Here is a 21,946-nt window from a genome sequence, read left to right as displayed (position 1 = left end):
ACGCCGCGCCCTCACTCCTGTCGACACATCGATGCCGCAGGCGCCCGCCCACCCCGAAGGGCCATGTCGGATTTCCGCGAGCCAGCGGGGCCGGTGAGCGGCGATGCTGAAGCCATGCACACTGACTTCGACCGGTGCGTGCGGGCGGTGCAGTCCAAGGACGCCAGGTTCGACGGGTGGTTCTTCACCGCCGTCCTGACCACCCGCATCTACTGCCGTCCGAGCTGCCCCGTGGTGGCGCCCAAGGTCGAGAACATGACGTTCTACCCGAGTGCCGCCGCCGCGCAGCAGGCCGGGTTCCGCGCCTGCAAGCGCTGCCGTCCGGACGCCAGCCCCGGCTCCCCGCAGTGGAACGAGCGGGCCGACCTGGTGGCCCGCGCCATGCGGCTGATCGCGGACGGCGTGGTGGACCGGGAGGGCGTGCCGGGGCTCGCCGCCCGGCTCGGCTACAGCACCCGGCAGGTCGAGCGGCAACTGCTGGCCGAGCTCGGCGCCGGCCCGCTGGCCCTGGCCAGGGCCCAACGCGCGCAGACCGCCCGGCTGTTGATCGAGACCAGCGAACTGCCGATGGCAGAGGTGGCCTTCGCCGCGGGCTTCGCGAGCATCCGCACCTTCAACGAGACCGTCCGTGAGGTCTTTGCGCTGTCACCGACCGAACTGCGCGGACGCACCCGCGCCGGGCAGCGCCCCGGCACCCCCGGCGTGCTCTGCCTGCGGCTGCCGTTCCGCGCCCCGCTGTGCCCGGACAACCTGTTCGGGCACCTGGCGGCCACCGCCGTGCCCGGCGTCGAGGAGTGGCGCGACGGCGCGTACCGGCGCACCCTGCGGCTGCCGTACGGGCACGGCATCGTCAGCCTGCGCCCGATGCCCGACCACATCTGCTGCCACCTCTCGCTCACGGACCAGCGCGACCTGGCGGGCGCGATCAGCCGCTGCCGCCGGATGCTCGACCTGGACGCGGACCCGGTCGCCATCGACGACCTGCTGCGCACCGATCCGCAACTCGCCCCGCTGGTGGACAAGGCGCCCGGGCGCCGGGTGCCGCGCACGGTGGACGCCGACGAGTTCGCCGTGCGCGCCGTCCTCGGCCAGCAGGTCTCCACGGCCGCCGCCCGCACCCACGCCGGGCGGCTGGTCAGCGCGCACGGCGAACCGGTCGACGACCCCGCCGGCGGGCTCACCCACCTCTTCCCCAGCACCACGGCGCTCGCCGGCCACGACCCGCAGGCGCTGGCCATGCCGCGGACCCGGCGGGCCACCCTCGCCGCGCTGATCGGCGCGCTCGCGGACGGGGACGTCGCACTCGGCGTCGGCAGCGACTGGGAGCGGGCCCGTGCCAGGCTCGCCGCACTGCCCGGCATCGGGCCGTGGACCGTGGAGGTGGTGGCGATGCGCGCCCTCGGCGACCCGGACGCCTTCCTCCCCACCGACCTCGGCGTCCGCCGGGCCGCCGCCGCCCTCGGACTGCCGGCCACGCCCGGCGCCCTGGTGCGGCACAGTGCGCGCTGGCGCCCCTGGCGGGCGTACGCGGTGCAGTACCTGTGGGCGACCGACGACCACCCGATCAACCTGCTGCCGACCGGTTGACCGGGGCCCGCGCGCCTGGCGCCCCGCCCCTGGCGTTCACCCGCCCTGCCGGCCGGGCGGCCCACCGCCGGTACCGTCCCACCCGAGCCCCGTTCCGCCCCCGACCCCGCCACCCGGCGCCGCCCCGGCCCACCGCCGCGCGGTCCGCCCGCCGCAGCACCCGTTCCCGCCCGACCCTCCCGAGGAGAACTCCCCGCCGTGCCCGACCGCGTCCACACCCTGATCGACAGCCCCTGCGGCCCGCTGACCCTGGTGGCCACCGATGGGCTGCTCTCCGGTCTCTACATGACCGACCAGCGCCACCGGCCGCCGCAGGAGAGCTTCGGCGAGCCCGATGACGCCCCGTTCGGCGCGGCGGTCGAGCAGTTGGCCGAGTACTTCGACGGCGACCGCGACACCTTCGACGGCCTGGCCCTGAACCTGCACGGCACCCCCTTCCAGCGCCGCGTTTGGGAGGAGCTCCAGGCCATTCCGTACGGCGAGACCATCTCGTACGGGCAGTTGGCCGACGCCATCGGTCAGCCGAGCGCGGCCCGCGCGGTGGGCCTGGCCAACGGCAAGAACCCGGTCAGCATCATCGTCCCCTGCCACCGGGTCATCGGCGCTTCCGGCAGCCTGACCGGGTACGGCGGCGGGCTGGCCCGCAAGCGCCAACTGCTGGACTTCGAACGCGGCTTGATCACCTGCACGGACGGCGCCTTCGACGCGGAGCCGGCCGCCGGACCAGCCCAGGACCAGCTCTTCTGACGCGACCGACCCGCGGGGGTGCGAGCGGGCGCGGGTGCGGCGGGTGGCCGGCGGGTGGGGCGGTGACAGGGGGGGAGGCGGTGCGCGGTGGCCCGGTAGGCGGCGGTGGCACGGGGCGGCGCGCCCCGCACCGCCGGCCGCCCGCACCGCCACCCCGCCCCCCTAGCGGCAGCCCACCCACCCCGTCAGTCCAGCAGCGCCCGCACCTCAGCCAGCAGGTCAACCTGGGCCCGCCAGTCGCCGTCGGCGAACGCGAGAACCGCGTGCCCGGCCCCCGCGCCCCAGTACGCGTGCAGCCGCTCCGCCGTCTGCCGTACGCCGCCGGCCAGTACCGTCGCCGGCCGGGCGGCCAGCGGGTCGCCGGACGCCGGGCCGCCGCCCTCCAGTGCGGTGGCCCGGGCCGCGGCCGTGCGCAGGTCGGGTGAGCCCGACCGGCCCAGCGCTCCGTACAGCGCCACCGCGACCGTCGGCGCTGGCCGGCCGCGCCACACCGCCCGCTCGGCGAGCCGCACCACGCCGTCGGCCACCTGGTCCGGCGTGAGGTGGGCGGGGAACCAGCCGTCGGCGTACCGGATGACGCGCCGCAGCGCTGCCGGCGAGCCGCCGCCCACCCAGACCTGGGGCCACGGCACCCCGGCGGGCGGCGCGGGTTCCGGCGGACCCACCTCGTCCGGCAGTGGCACCCGCTCCCCGGCCAACAGCCGCGGCAGCAGCGCCAACGCGGTGTCCGCGCGGACGCCCCACGGCTCATCGGCCGTCCGCCGCGCCCCACCGGGCCCGCCGCCGCAACCACCCGCACCCCAGCCACCCGCACCCCAGCCACCCGCACCCCAGCCATCCGCCCTGCCGTCCCCCGCACCTGAACCGCAGTCGCCCGCACCGGTGCCGTCCGAAGCCGCGCCGTCCACGGCCGTACCGCGCGCTGCCGCACTGTCCCTGCCGACGCCGACGCCGACGCCGACGCCGACGCCGACATCGACACCGACACCGACGCCGAGTACGAGGCGGTCGCCCGCCGCGGTGCGCAGGTCGGCGACGTGCCGGGCGGTGCGGCCCAGCGAGCGGAGCGCGCTCGCGCCGAGCCCGGCGCAGATCCGCAGCCGCGCCGTGGCCGTGACCACCGGGGCCAGCGCGTCCGCCACGCCCGGTCCGGCGTGTGCCGGTGCCGTCGGGTCCGCCGTGACCGTACGGGGCGGGGTGCCCGCCGTGCCGGCCCGGGCGCGATGGCGGTCGGATGGCCGCGCCGGGTCGGCGCCGGGACCGCCGTACGCGACGAGGTCGAGCCCCACGTTCTCGGCGTGCCGGGCGGCGGTGGCGAGATCGAGCCGCTGCGCGTGCTGGACGGAGCGCGACGGCAGCACCGCGCCGATCGCCAGCCGGGGGAGTGCATGCGTCATGCCGTAAACGGTGCAACTTCAAGGCCACTTGAGGTCAATTCCGCCGGTGGCGGGGCGTCCGGCGGGTGGTCGCGACGGAAGCAGGCGCCGGGGCGCCGGGTGCACGCGCGCCCCGCCGGAAGGGAGCGGGCGCTCCGAGGCCGAGGCCCGCGCGGGTGCGCACCGCCACAAGCCACAGCAACCCCGGAGGATTCTTCGCAAAGCACTCTTTGCAAAAAAGCCTTTGCGAAGAACTCTTTGCGGTCTACGGTGGCGCCATGAGCGATGCGGAGCGGCGGCCCGACGGCCCCGGCCATGACGAGGAAGTGGCGGTCCTGGACGCCAAGGGGCTGCGCGCCCTGGCGCATCCGGTGCGGGTGCAGTTGGTCGGGCTGCTGCGGAAGTACGGCCCGTCCACGGCGACCCGGCTCGCGGAGCGGCTGGGCGTCAACTCCGGGACGGCCAGCTACCACCTGCGCCAGCTCGGCGCGGCCGGCTTCGTCGAGGAGGACGCCGAGCGCGGCAACGCGCGCGAACGCTGGTGGCGCTCGGTGCACCGGACGACCCGGCTCAGCGATCCCGACCTGACCCGTAGCGAGCCAGAGGCCGCGTTCGGCTACCTCCAGTCCGTCGGCGCCGCCTACACCCTCCGTACGCAGCAGGCGCTGAACGAGTTGCCGACCCTGCCCGAGGCGTGGCGGGGCACCTTCGACATGAGCGATTGGATCCTGCGGCTGACGCCGGCCGAGGCGGTGGCCCTGCGCCGGGAGTTGGCCGAGGTGGTGGCCCGGTACCGGCAGGACACCCCGGAGGCGGCGGCGGACGCCCCCGCGGGCGCCGAACGGGTCAGCCTGATCACCCAGGTACTGCCCGAACCCGACACCCCCGCAGCCGCGCACCCCGCGCCGCAGGAGCCCGTACGACCGGAATCCGTACGACCGGAGCCCGCGCGGCCCGCCAACGATCGCGCCGACGGACCCGCCAACGAGAACGCAGCCCGACCCGCCGACAACGCACCCGCCCAGCAGCCGGGAACGAAGGGGCCAACACCGTCATGAGCACCGCCCTGCCAGCGACCGACCTGCCCGGCCGCCGTTCGCTGCGCCCGCTGATCGGCGTGCTCGCGGCCATCGCCGTATCGCTGACCGGCACCCGGGTCTCGGTCGTCGCGCTCCCCTGGTTCGTCCTCGTCACCACGGGCAGCGCCACCCAGACCGGCCTGGTCGCCTTCTGCGAGATGACGCCGTACGTCCTGGTCAAGGCGTTCGCCGGGCCGCTGGTCGACCGAATAGGCCCGCGCGCCGTGTCCTGGACCACCGACCTGGTCAGCGCCAGCGCGGCTGCCGCCGTCCCGCTGTGCCACGTCTTCGACGCGCTGTCGCTGCCGCTACTGCTCGTCCTGGTCGCCCTGATCGGCGCCGCGCGCGGCCCCGGCGACCTGGCCAAGGAAGTGATGGTCCCGGAGGCAGCCGAGCGCGCCGCGGTGCCGATGGAGCGGGCCACCGGGTTCGCCGGCGTGACGGAGCGGCTCGCCTCCACCGTCGGCCCGGCCGTCGGCGGCGGCCTGGTGGCGCTGATCGGCCCGCTCCCCGCGCTCGCCGTCAACGCCGGCTGCTTCGCGATGGGCTCGCTGATCATCGCCCTGCTGCTGCCGCGCGGCATGGGCCGGGCCCCCGAGCCCGCCCCGGCCGACGCCGCCGAGGCGGAACCCGGCTACTGGCGCAGCTTCGGCGCCGGCTTCACCTTCCTCAAGAGTGATCCGCTGCTGCTCACCGTCTGCGTCATGGTCGGCATCACCAACTTCCTCGACGCGGCGTTCAGCATGGTCCTGCTGCCCGTCTGGGCCAAGGAGTCCGGCCACGGGCCTTCGGTGATCGGCCTGGTGGGCAGCGTGCAGGGGGTGGCGGCGGTGCTCGGCAGCCTGCTCGCCGCGCTGGCCGCGAGCCGGCTCAGCCGCCGGGTCGTCTTCTTCGTCGGCTTCCTGCTCGGCGGGGCACCCCGGTTCTTCGCCCTGGCGTCCGATGGGCCACTCCTGCTCGTCCTGCCCGTCTTCGCACTCGCCGGCTTCGGCGCGGGCTTCGTCAACCCGGTGCTGGGGGCGGTCTTCTACGAACGGGTGCCGCGCCCCATGCTCGGCCGGGTCCGTGCCCTGTCCACCTCACTGGCCTGGGCCGGCATCCCCCTCGGCGGGCTGGCCGCGGGCGCGGCGGTGGCCTCGGTCGGCCTGCTGCCCGCCCTGCTGACCGCCGGCATCACGTACTTCCTCACCACCAGCCTGCCGGCGCTGCGCCCGGAGTGGCGCGCGATGGACGAGCGCCGTGCGGCGGCCAAGGCCGCGGGCCGGGCACCTGCCCCCGGCACTGACGACCCCGGCCGCGACGACCCCGAGCCCGGCGGTCCGGAGCGGGACGACCCCGGACACGGTGGCCCCGAGCGTGGTGGCCCCGGGCAGGGCGGCCCTGAACGCGGTGGCCCCGAGCCCGGCGAGCCCGAGAACCCCGCGGCCGACACCGCCCCGGACGCCCCGCGGGCACTGCTCTGACGCAGCCCCCTGACGTCGTCCCGGCGCGTACCCCCTTCCCGAGCATCAGCCGGAGCCGCCGGGGCCATCGGGGCCCTGTTCCTCGCGGTCGGCGACCCGTGAGGCCGCGCGCCGCAGCCGGGGGTGGCGGGTCCTGGTCTGCTCGGTCAGCGCCTCGCCGATCATGGCCCGCACCGCGTCCCGCAGTCCGTGCATCGCGTGGTGGCGCGGCGGCCCGGCGCCCGGGTCGCTGCGCAACTCCCGCAGCAGCGCCCAGCACAGCGCCAGCATCACCAGCACGAAGGGCAGCGCGACCAGGATCGTCGCGGTCTTCAACGCCTCCAGCCCACCGGCGACCAGCAGTACGGCGGCCACCGCGGCCATCAAGATGCCCCAGGCGACGACCAGCCAGGTACGCGGGTGCAGGGAGCCCCGGCTGGTCAGCGAGCCCATCACCAGTGAGGCCGAGTCGGCGCTGGTGACGAAGTACGTCATGACCAGCGCCATCGCCAGCCAGGCGGTCACGGTGCCCAGCGGCAGCGCGTCCAGCATCTCGAACAGCGACGCCTCCGCCCCGTCCTTGACCGCCTCCGTCAGATCGGCCGTGCCGCTGGTGTCCAGCCGGATGGCGCTGCCGCCCATCACGCAGAACCAGATCATCGTCGCGCCGCTGGGCACCAGGAGCACCCCGATCAGGAACTCGCGGATGCTGCGCCCGCGCGAGATGCGGGCGATGAAGGTCCCGACGAACGGCGCCCACGACAGCCACCACGCCCAGTAGAAGATGGTCCAGGCACCGAGCCAGCTCCGGTCGGTGAAGGCCCCCGTCCGCGAGGCCATCGGCAGCAGGTCGTTGAGGTAGCCGCCGACGCTCGCCGGAATGCTGTCCAGCACGTACACCGTGGGCCCGACCACGAAGACGAACAGCATCATCAGCGCGGCCAGCACGATGTTCAGCGTGCTCAGCCACTTGACGCCCTTGTGTAGCCCGGAGAACGCCGAGCCCACGAACGCCGCCGAGAGCGAGCCGATGATCACCAACTGCACCGTCTTGGTGTTGTCGAGCCCGGTGGTGAGGTTGAGCCCCTCGGCCACCTGGAGCGCGCCGAGGCCCAGGCTGGTCGCGGTGCCGAAGACGGTCGCGAAGACGGCCAGCAGGTCGATCGCCTTGCCCTGCCACCCGTCGGCCCGCCGCTCGCCGAGGAGCGGTACGAACGCGGAGCTCAGCCGGTTGCCGCGGCCCTTGCGGAACACCGCGTACGCCAGCGCGAGCCCGGCCATGCCGTAGATGGCCCACGGCGTGAATGTCCAGTGGAAGAACGAGTACTCCATCGCCGTCCGCGCCGCGGCGCCCGTGCCCGGCCGCTCACCGCTGGCCGGTGGCGGGTCCGTGTAGTGCAGCAACGGTTCGCCGACACCGTAGAACATCAGGCCGATGCCCATGCCGGCGCTGAACATCATGGCGATCCAGGCGAGGTTGCCGAACTCCGGTTCGTCCTCGTCACGGCCCAGCCGGATCCGGCCGAACCGGCTCAACGCGATGAACAGGCACAGCCCCAGGAACACGTCGGCTGCGACCACGAACAGCCAGCCGAAGTTGGTGAGCACCCAGTTCAGGGCGGTGTCCGAGGTGTCCGCGAAGTTGTCCTTGGCGAACGCGGCCCACGCGACGGCGGCCAACACCGCCACCACCCCGATCCCGACGACGAGGTGGTCGGGTGGCGGGTCGTGGTGGGCGCCCTGGCCCTCGTCCGGATCGGGTGGCAGTTCGGTCGACTGAGTCGGCGGGGTACTCATGGCGCCCCACTATGGTGCGATAAAGGGCGAGATGCTCCTGTGGCGCGCCGTTGTCCGACGACTCCGCCCACCGGCGGCGCGCGACCACGGCGAGCACGCCGCGCGACCCCGGCGGATAGGGTCGCGGCGGCGCGCCCACGGGCGCGGGAGGCGGCCGGTGCGGAGAGGGGACCCACGATGACGGAGGGCACGCGCGAGCCGCGCCCGGGAGTCGACAATGTCGACAAGTCACCCTCGGTGCCGACTGCCGCTCCGGCGGGCGCACCGGCCGCAGGACCGGCCGCTGGACTGACCGCCGCCCCGTCCGACAGCGGTCCCGCAGCGGCCCCCGTCGCTGCCACCGCGGACGGGCCCACGCGCGGCCCCGGGTACGGGCCCGCGCCCCGCCCCGCCGAAACCCCCGCTCTCCCCTCCGCCGCCCCGCCCGACACCCCCGGCGCCACCTCCGGCCGGTCCCCCCGCGTGCTGATCGCCGCGGACAAGTTCAAGGGCTCGCTGACGGCCGTGCAGGTCGCCGAGCACCTGACGGCCGGGCTGCGCGCGGCGGCGCCCGGGGTACGGGTGACCGCACTGCCGGTCGCCGACGGCGGCGAGGGCACCGTGGACGCCGCACTCGCCGCCGGGTTCGAGCGCCGGAACCAGCGGGTGACCGGGCCGCTCGGCGCGCCCGTGGACGCCGCGTACGCCCTGCGGGGGAGCGAGGCCGTGGTGGAGATGGCCGCGGCCTCGGGACTCGGCCTGCTGCCCGCCGCGCAGCGGGCGCCGCTCGCCGCGACCAGCCACGGCACCGGGCAACTGCTGCGCGCCGCGCTGGACGCCGGCGCCACCAGCATCGTCCTCGGCGTCGGCGGCAGCGCCAGCACCGACGGCGGCGCCGGCATGCTCAGTGCGCTCGGGGCCCGCTTCCTGGACGCGGCGGGCCGCCCCATCGGCCCCGGCGGCGGCGCCCTGCGCGACCTCGCCACCATCGACCTCACCGGACTCGACGCCCGGCTGGCGACCACGGCCGTCACCCTCGCCAGCGACGTGGACAACCCGCTCACCGGCCCGCACGGCGCCGCCGCCGTCTACGGCCCGCAGAAGGGCGCGGGACCGGCCGAGGTGGCGACGCTGGACGCGGCGCTCTGCCACTACGCACAGGTATGGGAGCACGTGGCCGGCCCGAGCGCCGGCACGTACGCCCGGGCGCCGGGGGCGGGGGCCGCGGGCGGCGTCGGGTACGGGGCGCTGGTCGGGCTCGGCGCCAGGTTCCGGCCCGGCATCGCGGTACTGCTCGACGTGCTGGGCTTCGCTTCGGCGCTGGACCGGGCCGATCTCGTGATCACCGGCGAGGGGTCGCTCGACGCGCAGACCCTGCACGGCAAGGCGCCCGCCGGGGTGGCGGCGGCGGCCCGGGCGCACGGCGTGCCGGTGGTGGCCGTGTGCGGGCGGCTGGCGCTTTCCGCTGCCGACCTGGCCGGCGCCGGCTTGGAGCGCGCGTACGCCCTGAGCACCATCGAACCCGACCAGGCCCGCTCCCTGGCCGCCGCCGGCCCCCTCGTCGAACGCCTGGCCGCACACATCGCGGCGGACTACCTGACCTGACCCCACCCGCCGCGCGCTCCTCGCCGGTGGCCCCGCCCCGCGGAAGGAGCCCGTACGCCCGTGGCCCGTACGCCACAGCCCCGCGGTACGCCCCGTACGCCACAGCCCACCCCACCCGGGCCAGCCAGCGCCACGCCAGCCCGCCGCCCCGCAGACACGCCGAAGGGCCCGAGCACATGGCTCGGGCCCTTCGGTGACGTACGGGAGCGCTGCGGACTACGGGAGCTGCGTGGCCCGGGCCTCGCGGCGGTTGTCGCGGAACGTGTTGACCCGCCGTGCCGTCGCGAACAGCGGGATCACCGCCCCGAGCACCACCTGGAGCGCACAGCCGGTCTGGAGCAGCAGCTCCCCGCCGGGCGCCTCGAAGGCCCAGGCGGCCAGCAGGCCCATGCTCAGCATGATCCAGCCGAGCATGGCCAGTGCGAGCAGCCCGCGCGGCTTCGGGTACTCCACGCGGCTCACCATCAGCCAGGCCACGCCCACGATGGCCAGCAGCGTCGGGAAGAACGGGAGCTCAAGCAGGACCACGGAGATCACGGTCAGCGCCCCGAAGGGGCTCGGCATGCCCTGGAAGACGCCGTCGCGCAGCGTGGTGCACGAGAACCGTGCGAGTCTGAGCACGACGGCGAGCAGGACCACGATCGCGGCCACCGCCGACACCCGCTGGTACGCGTCGTCGGCGACCATGCCCCACACCACGACGAAGTACGCCGGGGCGAGCCCGAAGCTGATCAGGTCGGAGAGGTTGTCCAGCTCCGCACCCATCGCCGAGCTGCGCAGCTTGCGCGCCACGAGCCCGTCGAAGAGGTCGAAGACCGAGGCCAGCAGCATCAGCATGACCGCGGTGGCCGCGCTGTGCCGGGCCATGCCGCCGTCCTCGTTCCCCGTCAGGTGCGGGATGAGGACGCCGGTGGTGGTGAAGTACACGGCCATGAAGCCGCAGGTGGCGTTGCCGAGCGTGAGCGTGTCCGCTATCGACAGCCGCGTTGACAGCGGCATGTCGTCCGCGTCGTCCGCGCCTTCCTCGGCCTCGGGAACCCAGGCGGTCTGGGTTTCCGGATCAACTACGGTCAAGGCGAGTCACCCCCGCGGTGGTGGTCTCGCCGACCTCGACCGCGGTCTCGACACCTTCCGGGAGGTAGATGTCGACCCGCGAGCCGAAGCGGATCAGACCGATCCGCTCACCCTGCTCGACCTTGGTGCCCTGCGGCACGTACGGCACGATGCGACGGGCGACGGCCCCGGCGATCTGGACCATCTCGATGTCCCCGAGCTCGGTGTCGAAGTGCCAGACAACGCGCTCGTTGTTCTCGCTCTCCTTGTTGAACGCCGGGACGAACCCGCCGGGGATGTGCTCGACCGAGGTCACCGTGCCCGCCAGCGGCGCGCGGTTGACGTGGACGTTCAGCGGGCTCATGAAGATCGCGACCCGGGTCCGTCCGTCCTTCCACGGCATGATGCTCTGCACCACGCCGTCGGCGGGGGAGATGACCCGGCCCTGCGCGATCTCGCGCTCGGGGTCACGGAAGAACCACAGCATGCCCGCCGCGAGCGCGGTGGCGGGCACGGCGGCGGCAGCCCAGCGCCCCGAGCGACGGGAGCGGGCCAGGCTCACAGCCGCCGTGGCGACGGTTGGCAGGAGCCACGGCGACGCTCCGCGCGCTAGGCGTACGCGTGCGCGACGTGCAGTGGAAGAGCTGTGGGGCATGGATGACCTTCGTAGCGGAGGGTGCCGCTTAGCGAAAAAGGGGACGGCGGCTTTTCCGGGATGGTATCGGTTGCGGGCGGCAACTGGGCAAGCGCCAGGGCCAGTCGGTGGCTGAAGAGCAGTGACGGGCTGTGATGTAGTTCTCGAAAAAACCACCCTGAACCGGACAATCACCCCTGGAAGCGGTACTCCTCCAAGAGGCGGCGCCCGATGATCATTTTCTGGATCTCAGCGGTGCCCTCGCCGATGAGGAGCATGGGCGCCTCGCGGTAGAGGCGCTCGATTTCGTATTCCTTGGAGAAGCCGTAACCGCCGTGGATGCGGAAGGCGTCCTCCACGACCTCTTTGCAGTACTCGGAGGCCAGGTACTTGGCCATGCCCGCTTCGAGGTCGTTGCGCTGCCCGGTGTCCTTCTTGCGGGCCGCATTGACCATCATCGCATGGGCGGCCTCGACCTTGGTTCCCATTTCTGCCAGTTTGAACTGGATCGCCTGGTGCTGGGCGATCGGCTTGCCGAACGTATGGCGCTGCTGGGCGTAGGAAACGCCCAGCTCAAAGGCGCGCTGCGCGACGCCGCAGCCGCGGGCGGCGACATTGACGCGTCCGACCTCGACTCCGTCCATCATCTGGTAGAAGCCGCGTCCCGTACGGCCGCCGAGCACCCGATCGGCCGGGACGCGCAGCCCGTCCATGATCAATTCGGTGGTGTCGACGCCCTTGTAGCCCATCTTCTCGATCTTGCCGGGGATGGTCAGGCCGGGGCGTACCTCGCCGAATCCGGGCTCCTTCTCGACCAGGAACGTCGTCATCGAGCGGTGCGGCTTGGCCGCGGCCTCGGCCGGCGGCAATCCCTCGTCGGTCCGGCACAGTACCGCCACCAGTGATGAGGTCCCGCCATTGGTGAGCCACATCTTCTGGCCGGTGAGGAGGAAGTCGTCACCGTCCCGTACGCCCTTGGATGTGATGGATGACACATCGGATCCGAGGGCCGGCTCGGACATCGAGAACGCGCCGCGGACCTCGCCCGCGGCCATCCGCGGCAGGAAGTGGGCCTTCTGTTCGTCGGTGCCGTGTTGCCCCAGCATGTACGCCACGATGAAGTGCGTATTGATGATGCCCGAGACGCTCATCCAACCGCGGGCGATCTCCTCCACGCACAGTGCGTAGGTGAGCAGCGACTCGCCGAGTCCGCCGTATTCCTCGGGAATCATCAGCCCGAAGACGCCGAGTTCCTTCAACCCCTCGACGATCTGGCTCGGATATTCGTCTCGGTGCTCCAACTCGGTGGCGACCGGGAGGATCTCCTTGTCGACAAAGTCTCTTACGGTGGCGAGTATTTCGCGCTGGATTTCGGTGAGGCCATCGGTCTGGGCGAGTCGGCTCATCGCTGTTCCTCACTTCACGGGGGCCGGGGCGGCGGGCGTGTCCGTCCCGTCGGGCTCGCTGGGCTTTTCGAGGCGGCTGGACTTGCCCGGCCCGGCGGGTCTGCCGGGTTCGCGCAGGACCGGCCGGCCGGGCTGCTCGCCGCCGCGCTCCGCGACGTACGTGGCGTTGGGCACCATCACCTTGCGCCGGAACACGCAGACCAGGGTGCCGTCCTGGGTGTAGCCCTTGGTCTCCACCGAGACGATGCCGCGGTCCGGCTTGGACCGCGACGGGGTCTTGTCCAACACCTCGGTCTGGCCGTACAGCGTGTCGCCGTGGAAGGTCGGCGCCACGTGCCGCAGCGACTCGACCTCCAGGTTGGCGATGGCCTTGCCGGACACGTCGGGCACGGACATGCCGAGCAACAGCGAGTACACGTAGTTGCCGACCACTACGTTCTTGCCGAAGTCGGTGGTCTGCTCCGCGTAGTGCGCGTCCAGGTGCAGCGGGTGGTGGTTCATGGTGAGCAGACAGAACAGGTGGTCGTCGTACTCGGTGATGGTCTTGCCCGGCCAGTGCCGGTACACCTCACCGACCGTGAACTCCTCGTAGGTGCGGCCGAACTGCATGGTTGCTGTCCCTCCGGATGGCGCCCGGACCGGGGCGGCCGGGCGTGTTGCGGTCTGACGGGGAGCGGGGTACGCGGTAGGGGCGCGCGGCGAGGCACCGTACACCCCTACCGGACCTGTGGCGGGGCCGCCGGGGTCAGCCGGTCGGCGGCTCGAACTTGCTGGTGCGGTGCAGGCCGGCGGCCCGCCCCTTGCCCGCGATCACCAGCGCCATCTTGCGGCTGGCCTCGTCGATCATCTCGTCGCCGAGCATCGCCGAGCCCTTCTTGCCGCCCGCCTCCGACGTGGACCACGCGTACGCGTCCAGGATCAGTTCGGCGTGGTCGAAGTCCTCCTGGGAGGGCGAGAACACCTCGTTGGCGGCATCGATCTGACCCGGGTGCAGCACCCACTTGCCGTCGAAGCCGAGCGCCGCGGCCCGCCCGGCCACCGCACGGAACCCGTCCACGTTCTTGATCTGCAAGTACGGGCCGTCGATGGCCTGGAGGTCGTGCGCCCTGGCCGCCATCAGGATCCGCATCAGGATGTAGTGGTACGCGTCGGCCGGGTAGCCCGGCGGTTGCTCGCCCACCACCAGCGACTTCATGTTGATGGAGGCCATGAAGTCGGCCGGGCCGAAGACGATGGTCTCCATGCGGGGCGAGGCGCCGGCGATCTCGTCCACGTTCACCAGGCCCTTGGCGTTCTCGATCTGCGCCTCGATGCCGATCCGGCCCACCGTGAAGCCCATGGTCTGCTCGATCTGGGTGAGCAACAGGTCCAGCGCGACGATCTGCTGGGCGTCCTGCACCTTGGGCAGCATGATGCAGTCCAGGTTGGGACCGGCGCCCTCCACCACGGTGATGACGTCCCGGTACGTCCAGTGGGTGGTCCAGTCGTTGACCCGCACCACCCGGGTCTTGCCGCTCCAGTCGCCGGTGTTCAGCGCGTGCACGATGGCGTGCCGCGCGGACTCCTTGGCCAGCGGCGCGCACGCGTCCTCCAGATCGAGGAAGACCTGGTCGGCGGGGAGCCCCTGGGCCTTCTCCAGGAACCGGGGGTTGCTGCCTGGCACGGCGAGGCAGGAGCGGCGCGGGCGCAGCCGGCCTGCGGACGACGCGGACGGGCGGGCGATCATGCGGTGGCCTCCAGGGGGTCGAGCTGGTTCGCTGTGCGGATCTCATCGACGATACGGCCGATGATCTCGGTGATGCCGAAGTCCTTCGGGGTGAAGACGGCCGCCACGCCTGCGGCGCGCAGCGCACGGGCGTCCGCCGCCGGGATGATCCCGCCGACGACCACCGGAATGGGAGCGTCCACGGGCCCGCCGGGGCCGGCGGTGCCGGGGTCAGGAGCGGCGCTGGGTTCGGTGCCGGGGGTGGGGTCGGCGCCGGTACGGGCGTGGGCACCGGCCGCGCCGGCGCCAGCCCCATCGACGCCGGAGGGCGCGCCCGTGGGGACGCCGCCGGCTCCGGCCGCCCGCAGCCTGTCGAGCACGTCCGGTACCAGCGCGGCGTGCGACCCGGACAGGATCGACAGGCCGACGCAGTGCACGTCCTCGGCGACGGCCGCCGCGACGATCTGCTCGGGCGTGAGCCTGATGCCCTGGTAGACCACTTCGAAGCCGGCGTCCCTGGCCCGTACGGCGATCTGTTCCGCGCCGTTGCTGTGCCCGTCGAGGCCGGGCTTGCCGACCAGCAGCCGCAACTTGCCGACGCCGAGGTCGGCCGCCGTCTTGGCGACCTTGTCGCGCACGGCGGCCAGCGTGCTGCCAGGTTCCGCCGACAGCGCGAGCGGGGCGCCGCTCACCCCGGTCGGCGCGCGGTACTCGCCGAACACCTCGCGCAGCGCCCACGACCACTCGCCGGTGGTCACCCCCGCCCGCACGCAGGCCAGGGTCGGCCCCATCAGGTTGTCGCTGCCGGCCGCCGCGGCCTTCAGCGCGGCCAGCGCCTCCTGCGCGCGGGCCTCGTCGCGGTCCTCCTGCCAACGGTGCAGCGCGGACACCACCTTGGCCTCGTTCGCCGGGTCCACCGTCATGATCGCGGTGTCGAGATCGGCGGTCAGCGGGCTCGGCTCGGTGGTGGTGAAGCAGTTCACGCCCACGATTCGTTCGTCGCCCGCCTCGATCCTGGCCCGCCGCTCCGCGTGCGAGGCGACCAACTGCGACTTGAGGTAGCCGGACTCGACGGCGGCCATCGCCCCGCCCATCTCCTCGATGCGCGCCATCTCGGCCAGCGCTTCGGCGGTGAGGGCGGCCACCTTCGCCTCGATGACGTGCGACCCGGCGAAGACGTCCTCGTACTCCAACAGGTCGCTCTCGTGCGCCAGGACCTGCTGGATGCGCAGCGACCACTGCTGGTCCCAGGGCCTGGGCAGGCCGAGCGCCTCGTTCCAGGCCGGGAGCTGTACGGCCCGGGCGCGGGCGTCCTTGGAGAGGGTGACGGCGAGCATCTCAAGGACGATCCGCTGGACGTTGTTCTCGGGCTGCGCCTCGGTCAGGCCGAGCGAGTTGACCTGCACGCCGTAGCGGAACCGGCGCTGCTTGGGCTCCTGCACCCCGTACCGCTGGTGCGTGATCTGGTCCCAGATGCGCCCGAAGGCGCGCATCTTGCACATCTCCTCGATGAACCGTACGCCCGCGTTGACGAAGAACGAGATGCGGCCGACCACATCGCCGAACCGCTCCTGCGGCACCTGCCCCGAATCGCGTACGGCGTCAAGCACGGCGACGGCCGTGCTCATGGCGTACGCGATCTCCTGCACCGGGGTCGCCCCGGCCTCCTGGAGGTGGTAGCTACAGATGTTGATCGGGTTCCACTTGGGGAGGTGGTTGACCGTGTACGCGATCGTGTCGGTGGTCAGCCGCAGGCTCGGGCCCGGCGGGAAGACGTGCGTGCCGCGGGAGAGGTACTCCTTGACGATGTCGTTCTGCGTGGTGCCGGCCAACTGGGCGAGGTCCGCGCCCTGCTCCTCGGCCACCACCTGGTAGAGCGCCAGCAGCCACATCGCCGTCGCGTTGATGGTCATGGAAGTGTTGGTCCGCTCCAGCGGTATGTCCTGGAACAGCCGCCGCACGTCGCCGAGATGCGAGACCGGCACCCCGACCCGGCCCACCTCACCGCGGGCGAGCACGTGGTCGGGGTCGTACCCGGTCTGGGTCGGCAGGTCGAACGCGACCGAGAGGCCGGTCTGCCCCTTGGCGAGATTGCGCCGGTACAGCGCGTTGGACGCCTCGGCGGTGGAGTGCCCGGCGTACGTCCGCATCAGCCACGGACGATCCTTGTGACGCTCAGTCATATGGGTCTGTACCTCAACCGTTCGAAGAGTCCGATGGGTCTGGTGAGTCCGGTGAGCCCGCTCCGGCCTGCGCCGCTCCGCTACGCGTCGCGACTGTGTCCGAGCTTCCACTCCACTCCGCTACGCGTCGCGGCTGCGCCTGATCTTCCACTCCGCTACGCGTCGCGGAATCGATTAATAGCGTCGATGTGCTGGGAGCGCAGCTCTTCGTTCCGGATTCCCAGGCCCTCGTCGGGGGCGAGGGCCAGGACGCCGACCTTGCCCTGGTGCAGGTTGCGGTGTACGTCGTACGCGGCCTGGCCGGTCTCGTGCAGGCGGTAGGTCTTCGACAGGGTGGGGTGGATCTTCCCCTTGGCGACCAGCCGGTTGGCCTCCCACGCCTCGCGGTAGTTGGCGAAGTGCGAGCCGACGATCTTCTTGAGCGACATCCACAGGTAGCGGTTGTCGTACTCGTGGGTGTAGCCGGAGGTGGAGGCGCAGGTCACGATGGTGCCGCCCTTGCGGGTGACGTAGACGGAGGCGCCGAAGGTCTCGCGGCCGGGGTGCTCGAAGACGATGTCCACGTCCTCGCCGCCGGTCAGTTCGCGGATGCGCTTGCCGAACCGCTTCCACTCGCGCGGGTCCTGGGCCCGTTCGTCCTTCCAGAACCGGTAGCCCTCCGCGCTGCGGTCGATGATCGCCTCGGCGCCCATCCGCCGGCAGATCTCGGCCTTCTGCGCGCTGGAGACCACGCAGATCGGGGTGGCCCCGCCGGCCAGTGCGAACTGGGTGGCGTACGAGCCGAGGCCCCCGCTGGCGCCCCAGATCAGCACGTTGTCGCCCTGCTTGAGGCCGGCGCCGTTGCGCGAGACCAACTGCCGGTACGCGGTGGAGTTGACGAGCCCGGGCGCCGCGGCCTCCTCCCAACTCAGGTGCGCCGGCTTCGGCATGAGCTGGTTGGACTTGACCAGGGCGAGTTCGGCGAGGCCGCCGAAGTTGGTCTCGAAGCCCCAGATGCGCTGTTCCGGGTCGAGCATGGTGTCGTCGTGGCCGTCCGCCGACTCCAACTCGACCGACAGGCAGTGCGCGACCACCTCGTCGCCCGGCCGCCAGGCGTTGACGCCGGGGCCGGTGCGCAGCACCACGCCGGCCAGGTCCGAGCCGATGACGTGGTACGGCAGGTCGTGCCGCTTGGCGAGCGGCGAGAGCCGCCCGTACCGCTCAAGGAAGGCGAAGGTCGAGACGGGCTCGAAGATCGAGGTCCACACGGAGTTGTAGTTGACCGAGCTGGCCATCACCGCGACCAGCGCTTCCCCGGGGCCGAGTTCGGGCACCGCCACCTCTTCCACGTGCAGCGACTTGCGCGGGTCCTTCTCCCGGCTGGGCAGCCCGTCGAACATCTCGGCCTCGTCCTTGTGGACGGTCACCGCGCGGTACGAGGAGGGCAGCGGCAGGGCCGCGAAGTCCGCGGGCGTGCTGTCCGGAGCGAGGATCGCATCCAGGATTTCGTTCATCGATGGGCCTCCGGCGAGCGCTTGGGGACGCTTGGGGGAACGCTGCGGTCAGTACGGGGGTGTGGATATGCGGATATGTGCTGGTGCTGGTGCTGGTGCGCTGGGGGTGCGGATGCGTGCCGTCGGTTCGGCGTGCTGGCGCAGGGCGGTGCGGGGAGTCCCGTCGGGCTCGGCCCCCGCTGGTGGTGGGGTGCCGCTGGGCCGGGCGGGACGAAGGTGCCTGTGACGCAGGCGTCCGGGTGCGCAACGACGGTGCGGGGACAGCCGACGCGCGAGAACCTCTGCTACGCGCCGGCCACCCGGACACCCTCAACGTATGGCACCGCGTGCCATGCGGCAAGACACTGGGTGCCAACAATTTCTCTCAGTTGTCATCCCCGGTGCACGCATGAGCAACAACGGCCGCCCCGAGGGCGGGGCGGCCGTTGCGTGCGTCGAGCGGATCGGTTCGTGCGGTGACGGGGCCGTGTGCGTACGAGACCCGTGCGCGCGGGCCCCGGAATCCAAGGAGGGCGCACGGGCTCACGTGCGTACGGGGCCACTGGCTCACGTGCGTACGGGCCTTACCCGTGTCGGGCCCACGTCCGTGCGGGCCCGCGCGCGTACGGGCCGGGGGCCGTCCCCGAGGGCGGGCGGCCGGGTGAACCGTTCCGTGACCGGGGCCGGCGGGTGGTCAGCTCTGCGGGATCGCCCGCTCGATGGCCCGCATCACCTCGGACAGCGGCGCGTCCGTGCGCGCCACCGCGACCAGGACCTCACCACTGGCCGAGACCAGCGCGGCGGGCCGTTCGTCGGTGGGCCGGTAGGCCCGGAAGCCGGTGCCGAACGTCTTGCGCACGATGGCGAAGGCGTGGTCGAGCTGTGCCTCCACATCGCCGTCGCCGTTGGCCCGCAGCCACCGCCGCAGCACGTGGTTGTGCGCGGTGACCACGGCGGACGCGGCGACCTCCGCCAACAGCGGGTCGTCGTTGCCGTCCCGGTGCGCGGTCTCGTCGAAGTGGCCGAGCAGATAGCGGGTGAACAGCCGCTCGTACCGGGCGACCGAGGCGATCTCCGCCTCGCGCAGCGTCGGCACCTCGCGGGTGAGCCGGTAGCGGGCCACCGACACCTCGGGGTCGGCGGCGTACATCCGCATGACCTCCTTGATGCCGCGGCACACGGTGTCGAGCGGGTGCTCGTGCGCGGGCGCGGCCTCCAGCACGGCCTCGGCCCGTACCAGCGTGTCGTCGTGGTCCGGGAAGATGGCCTCTTCCTTGGAGCGGAAGTGCCGGAAGAAGGTCCGGCGGGCGACGCCTGCCCTGGCCGCGATCTCGTCGACCGTCGTCGCCTCGTACCCCTTGGCCGCGAAGAGGTCCATGGCGGCAGCCGCGAGCTTGCGACGCATGGTCAGCCGTTGCGCGGCGGCGCGACGACTGCTGGCGCTCTCGGTGCCGTCGGACGTCTTGCCTGCGGTGGCTTGCTGGTTACGGGCGGACTTTACGGGCTGGGCCATGGGGGGAACGTACTGCATTTTTCCCAAAGGCAGGTCAGACCCCCTGGCCCGGGGCCCGTCCCGGGCCGCGGCGCCCGGTGGTTCGAGCAGCCCGCCCCAACCGGCACCGGGCGCCGACGGCGGCCAGCGCCGCGGGTGCGGGGGCGGCGTCCGTCCCGTACCCGGGCCGCTGTCCGCCGCCGCGGCCTGCGGAGCGCCGGCCGGCTCAGGCCCGTGCATGTTCGCGGAAGCCGCGGCCCGTCTTGCGGCCCAGGCAGCCCGCCGCGACCAGGTGTTCCAGCAGCGGCGCGGGCGCGAGGCCCGGCTCGCGGAACGCCTGGTGCAGCACCTTCTCGATGGCCAGCGACACGTCGAGGCCGACGACGTCGAGCAGTTCGAAGGGGCCCATCGGATAGCCGCCGCCGAGCTTCATCGCGGCGTCGATGTCGTCCGGGCTCGCATAGTGCTCCTGCACCATCTTCACGGCGTTGTTGAGGTACGGGAACAGCAGCGCGTTCACGATGAACCCGGCCCGGTCCCCGCAGTCCACCGGGTGCTTGCCCACCTGGCGGCAGACCCGCCGCACGGTGGCGTGCGCGGTGTCGCAGGTCAGCACCGTACGCACCACCTCCACCAGCTTCATCGCCGGCGCCGGGTTGAAGAAGTGCATGCCGACGACGTCCTGCGGGCGGGAGGTCGCCCGGGCACAGGAGATGACCGGCAGCGAGGAGGTCGTGGTGGCCAGCACCGCGCCCGGCTTGCACACCTCGTCCAGCATGTGGAAGAGCCGCTGCTTGACCGCCAGGTCCTCGGCCACCGCCTCCACCGCCAGCTCCACGTCGGCGAAGGCCGCAAGCGATCCGGCGGTGCTGATCCGGGCGAGCGCCGCGTCCCTGGCCGCTTCGGTCAGCCGGCCCCTGGCCACGGAGCGGCCCAGCGACTTCGCGATCCGCGCCTTCGCCCGCTCGGCCTTCGCCACCTCACGCCCGGCGAGCACCACGGCGTACCCGCCGACGGCGAACACCTCGGCGATGCCGCTGGCCATGGTGCCCGAGCCGGCCACGCCCACGGTGCGCACCGGGATTCCGCCGGCCACCGGGGCCTCGGCGTCGGGGGCCTCGGTGTGGGAGGTCTGGGCGTCGGAGGTCTGGGCGTTGGGCGTCCGGGCGGCGTTCGACGTCTGGGTGTTCGGCGTCTCGGCGTCCGGGACCACCACCTCGCTGCCCGGCTCCTGGTACGTGTAGAAGCCGCGGCCCGCCTTGCGCCCCGTCAACCCCGCCGCGCTGAGCTGGCCGAGTACGGGCGCGGGCGCGTGCAGCCGGTCGTGCGTGGCCGCGTACATCGCCTCCAGGACGGTACGGGCGGTGTCCACGCCGATCAGGTCGAGCAGCGCGAGCGGCCCCATCGGCAGCCCGCAGCCAAGCCGCATCGCGGCGTCGATGTCCTCCCGGGACGCGTACTTCGACTCGTACATCGCCGCGGCCTGGTTGAGGTAGCCGAACAGCAGCCCGTCGGCGACGAACCCGGGCCGGTCGCCGACCGGGACCGGCTCCTTGCCGAGCTCCCGCGCCAGCGCCGTGACCGAGGCGACGGCCACCGGCGCGGTGAGCACCGAGGAGACCACCTCGACCAGCTTCATGGCTGGGGCGGGGTTGAAGAAGTGCAGGCCCAGGACGCGTTCGGGGTGGGCGGAATCGGCCGCGAGCCGGGTCACGGACAGGGCGTTGGTGCCGGTCGCCAGGATCGTGTCGGGGCGCACCACCGCATCGAGCGCGGTGAACACCGCGTGCTTGGTGGCGTAGTCCTCCGGCACCACCTCGATCACCAGGTCGGCGTCGGCCGCGGCCCTCAGGTCGGGTGCGGTACGGAACCTGGCGAGCGCGTCCAGGCGTTGCTGCTCGGTGATCCGCCCGCGCCGCACGGCCCGCGCGGTGGAGGCGGCGAGCGCGGCAACGGCCCGCTGGGCGGCGACGTCCGAGGTGTCGATCCCGATGACGGGGTGCCCCGCACAGGCCAACACCTCCGCGATGCCGGCGCCCATGGTGCCCAGACCGACGACGGCCACGGCGTGCAGGGGCAGCGGTTCAGGGGTGGGGAGGGTGGAGAGAACGTCCATCGCGAGACTCCAGGGGTGTTCCCCGCCTCGTGCCGCGGGGAGAGGTGACGACTGAGGAGTTGCGCGGCCCCGAGCGGGCAACCGTGCCCACAGGGACCGTGGCGGCGGGCGGCGAAGGCCCTGTCCCGGGGCCGCGCCACACGCCGAAAACGCCGAACCGACTGCACTGGATGGCGGCTGCGTCACCAGGCCGCCAGAGCAGGGGTGCTGCTCGTGCCGGGGAGCCTAACTCGCCAGTAACCAAGAACACCAGGGCCGATTCTCGCCAGAGCC

General features: G+C 72.9%; 14 protein-coding genes and 3 pseudogenes. 5 read left to right on the top strand and 12 right to left on the bottom strand.

Annotated features, from left to right (window positions below; genetic code table 11):
- The first annotated feature begins 114 nt into the window (after positions 1-114).
- On the top strand, positions 115-1,587 hold the full coding sequence (locus ACMA1D_RS16850; RefSeq protein ID WP_414724794.1) for an AlkA N-terminal domain-containing protein: 1,473 nt from the start codon (positions 115-117) through the stop codon (positions 1,585-1,587).
- A gap of 198 nt (positions 1,588-1,785) precedes the next feature.
- The gene (locus tag ACMA1D_RS16845; RefSeq protein ID WP_414724793.1) at positions 1,786-2,334 is read left to right on the top strand and encodes a methylated-DNA--[protein]-cysteine S-methyltransferase; all 549 of its coding nucleotides are present in this window, start codon (positions 1,786-1,788) and stop codon (positions 2,332-2,334) included.
- Between the two features lie 185 nt (positions 2,335-2,519).
- Here the strand turns inward: ACMA1D_RS16845 and ACMA1D_RS16840 are convergent, their stop codons facing one another.
- Positions 2,520-3,731: an LLM class flavin-dependent oxidoreductase gene (locus ACMA1D_RS16840; RefSeq protein WP_414724792.1), complete on the bottom strand. Its 1,212-nt coding sequence runs from the start codon at positions 3,729-3,731 to the stop codon at positions 2,520-2,522.
- Between the two features lie 257 nt (positions 3,732-3,988).
- Between ACMA1D_RS16840 and ACMA1D_RS16835 the strand changes: the two are divergent.
- Both ACMA1D_RS16835 and ACMA1D_RS16830 read left to right on the top strand, forming a co-directional pair.
- A pseudogene (locus ACMA1D_RS16835) lies at positions 3,989-4,618 on the top strand (ArsR/SmtB family transcription factor); the annotation flags it as partial.
- A gap of 146 nt (positions 4,619-4,764) precedes the next feature.
- Positions 4,765-6,252 (top strand): MFS transporter, encoded by a 1,488-nt coding sequence (locus tag ACMA1D_RS16830; protein WP_414724791.1) that lies wholly within the window; start codon positions 4,765-4,767, stop codon positions 6,250-6,252.
- 45 nt (positions 6,253-6,297) lie between these two features.
- Here ACMA1D_RS16830 and ACMA1D_RS16825 read toward each other — a convergent pair whose 3' ends face one another.
- Positions 6,298-8,028 carry a BCCT family transporter gene (locus ACMA1D_RS16825; protein WP_414724790.1) on the bottom strand — a complete coding sequence of 577 codons (1,731 nt, stop codon included), beginning with the start codon at positions 8,026-8,028 and terminating at the stop codon, positions 6,298-6,300.
- A 177-nt stretch (positions 8,029-8,205) separates the two neighbouring features.
- On the opposite strand from ACMA1D_RS16825, the gene ACMA1D_RS16820 reads away from it, so the two are divergent.
- Positions 8,206-9,612, top strand: a complete 1,407-nt coding sequence (locus ACMA1D_RS16820; protein ID WP_414724789.1) for a glycerate kinase — start codon at positions 8,206-8,208, stop codon at positions 9,610-9,612.
- Between the two features lie 216 nt (positions 9,613-9,828).
- On the opposite strand, the gene pssA is transcribed toward ACMA1D_RS16820, so the two are convergent.
- The 10 genes and pseudogenes from pssA to ACMA1D_RS16770 form a co-directional block, all read right to left on the bottom strand.
- Entirely contained in the window at positions 9,829-10,686 is an 858-nt protein-coding gene (gene pssA / locus ACMA1D_RS16815) for a CDP-diacylglycerol--serine O-phosphatidyltransferase (protein WP_349992416.1), read from the bottom strand.
- On the bottom strand, positions 10,673-11,320 hold the full coding sequence (locus ACMA1D_RS16810) for a phosphatidylserine decarboxylase (RefSeq protein ID WP_414724788.1): 648 nt from the start codon (positions 11,318-11,320) through the stop codon (positions 10,673-10,675). The genes pssA and ACMA1D_RS16810 overlap by 14 nt, the downstream gene beginning before the upstream one ends.
- A gap of 170 nt (positions 11,321-11,490) precedes the next feature.
- Positions 11,491-12,705 (bottom strand): acyl-CoA dehydrogenase family protein, encoded by a 1,215-nt coding sequence (locus tag ACMA1D_RS16805; protein ID WP_414724787.1) that lies wholly within the window; start codon positions 12,703-12,705, stop codon positions 11,491-11,493.
- Positions 12,706-12,714: 9 nt separating this feature from the next.
- Positions 12,715-13,314, bottom strand: coding sequence for a MaoC family dehydratase (locus ACMA1D_RS16800; protein WP_414724786.1), 600 nt, complete (start codon positions 13,312-13,314; stop codon positions 12,715-12,717).
- Between the two features lie 136 nt (positions 13,315-13,450).
- On the bottom strand, positions 13,451-14,431 hold the full coding sequence (locus ACMA1D_RS16795; protein WP_414724785.1) for an HpcH/HpaI aldolase/citrate lyase family protein: 981 nt from the start codon (positions 14,429-14,431) through the stop codon (positions 13,451-13,453).
- Positions 14,428-14,607, bottom strand: a pseudogene (locus tag ACMA1D_RS16790) (hypothetical protein); the annotation flags it as partial. The pseudogene ACMA1D_RS16790 and the gene ACMA1D_RS16795, both read right to left, overlap by 4 nt.
- Positions 14,608-14,760: 153 nt before the next feature.
- A pseudogene (locus ACMA1D_RS16785) lies at positions 14,761-16,593 on the bottom strand (methylmalonyl-CoA mutase family protein); the annotation flags it as partial.
- A 155-nt stretch (positions 16,594-16,748) separates the two neighbouring features.
- Positions 16,749-18,086 carry a crotonyl-CoA carboxylase/reductase gene (gene ccrA, locus ACMA1D_RS16780; RefSeq protein ID WP_414724784.1) on the bottom strand — a complete coding sequence of 446 codons (1,338 nt, stop codon included), beginning with the start codon at positions 18,084-18,086 and terminating at the stop codon, positions 16,749-16,751.
- Positions 18,087-18,759: 673 nt separating this feature from the next.
- Positions 18,760-19,596, bottom strand: coding sequence for a TetR family transcriptional regulator (locus tag ACMA1D_RS16775; protein ID WP_414724783.1), 837 nt, complete (start codon positions 19,594-19,596; stop codon positions 18,760-18,762).
- 187 nt (positions 19,597-19,783) lie between these two features.
- Complete coding sequence (locus ACMA1D_RS16770; RefSeq protein ID WP_414724782.1) at positions 19,784-21,673, bottom strand: 3-hydroxyacyl-CoA dehydrogenase family protein; 1,890 nt, start codon at positions 21,671-21,673, stop codon at positions 19,784-19,786.
- Positions 21,674-21,946 lie beyond the last annotated feature (273 nt).

It is taken from the genome of Streptomyces sp. 796.1 (assembly GCF_047525675.1).
In the GTDB taxonomy this organism is placed as follows: domain Bacteria; phylum Actinomycetota; class Actinomycetes; order Streptomycetales; family Streptomycetaceae; genus Streptomyces.
This window is presented reverse-complemented; position numbering and strand designations above follow the sequence as displayed.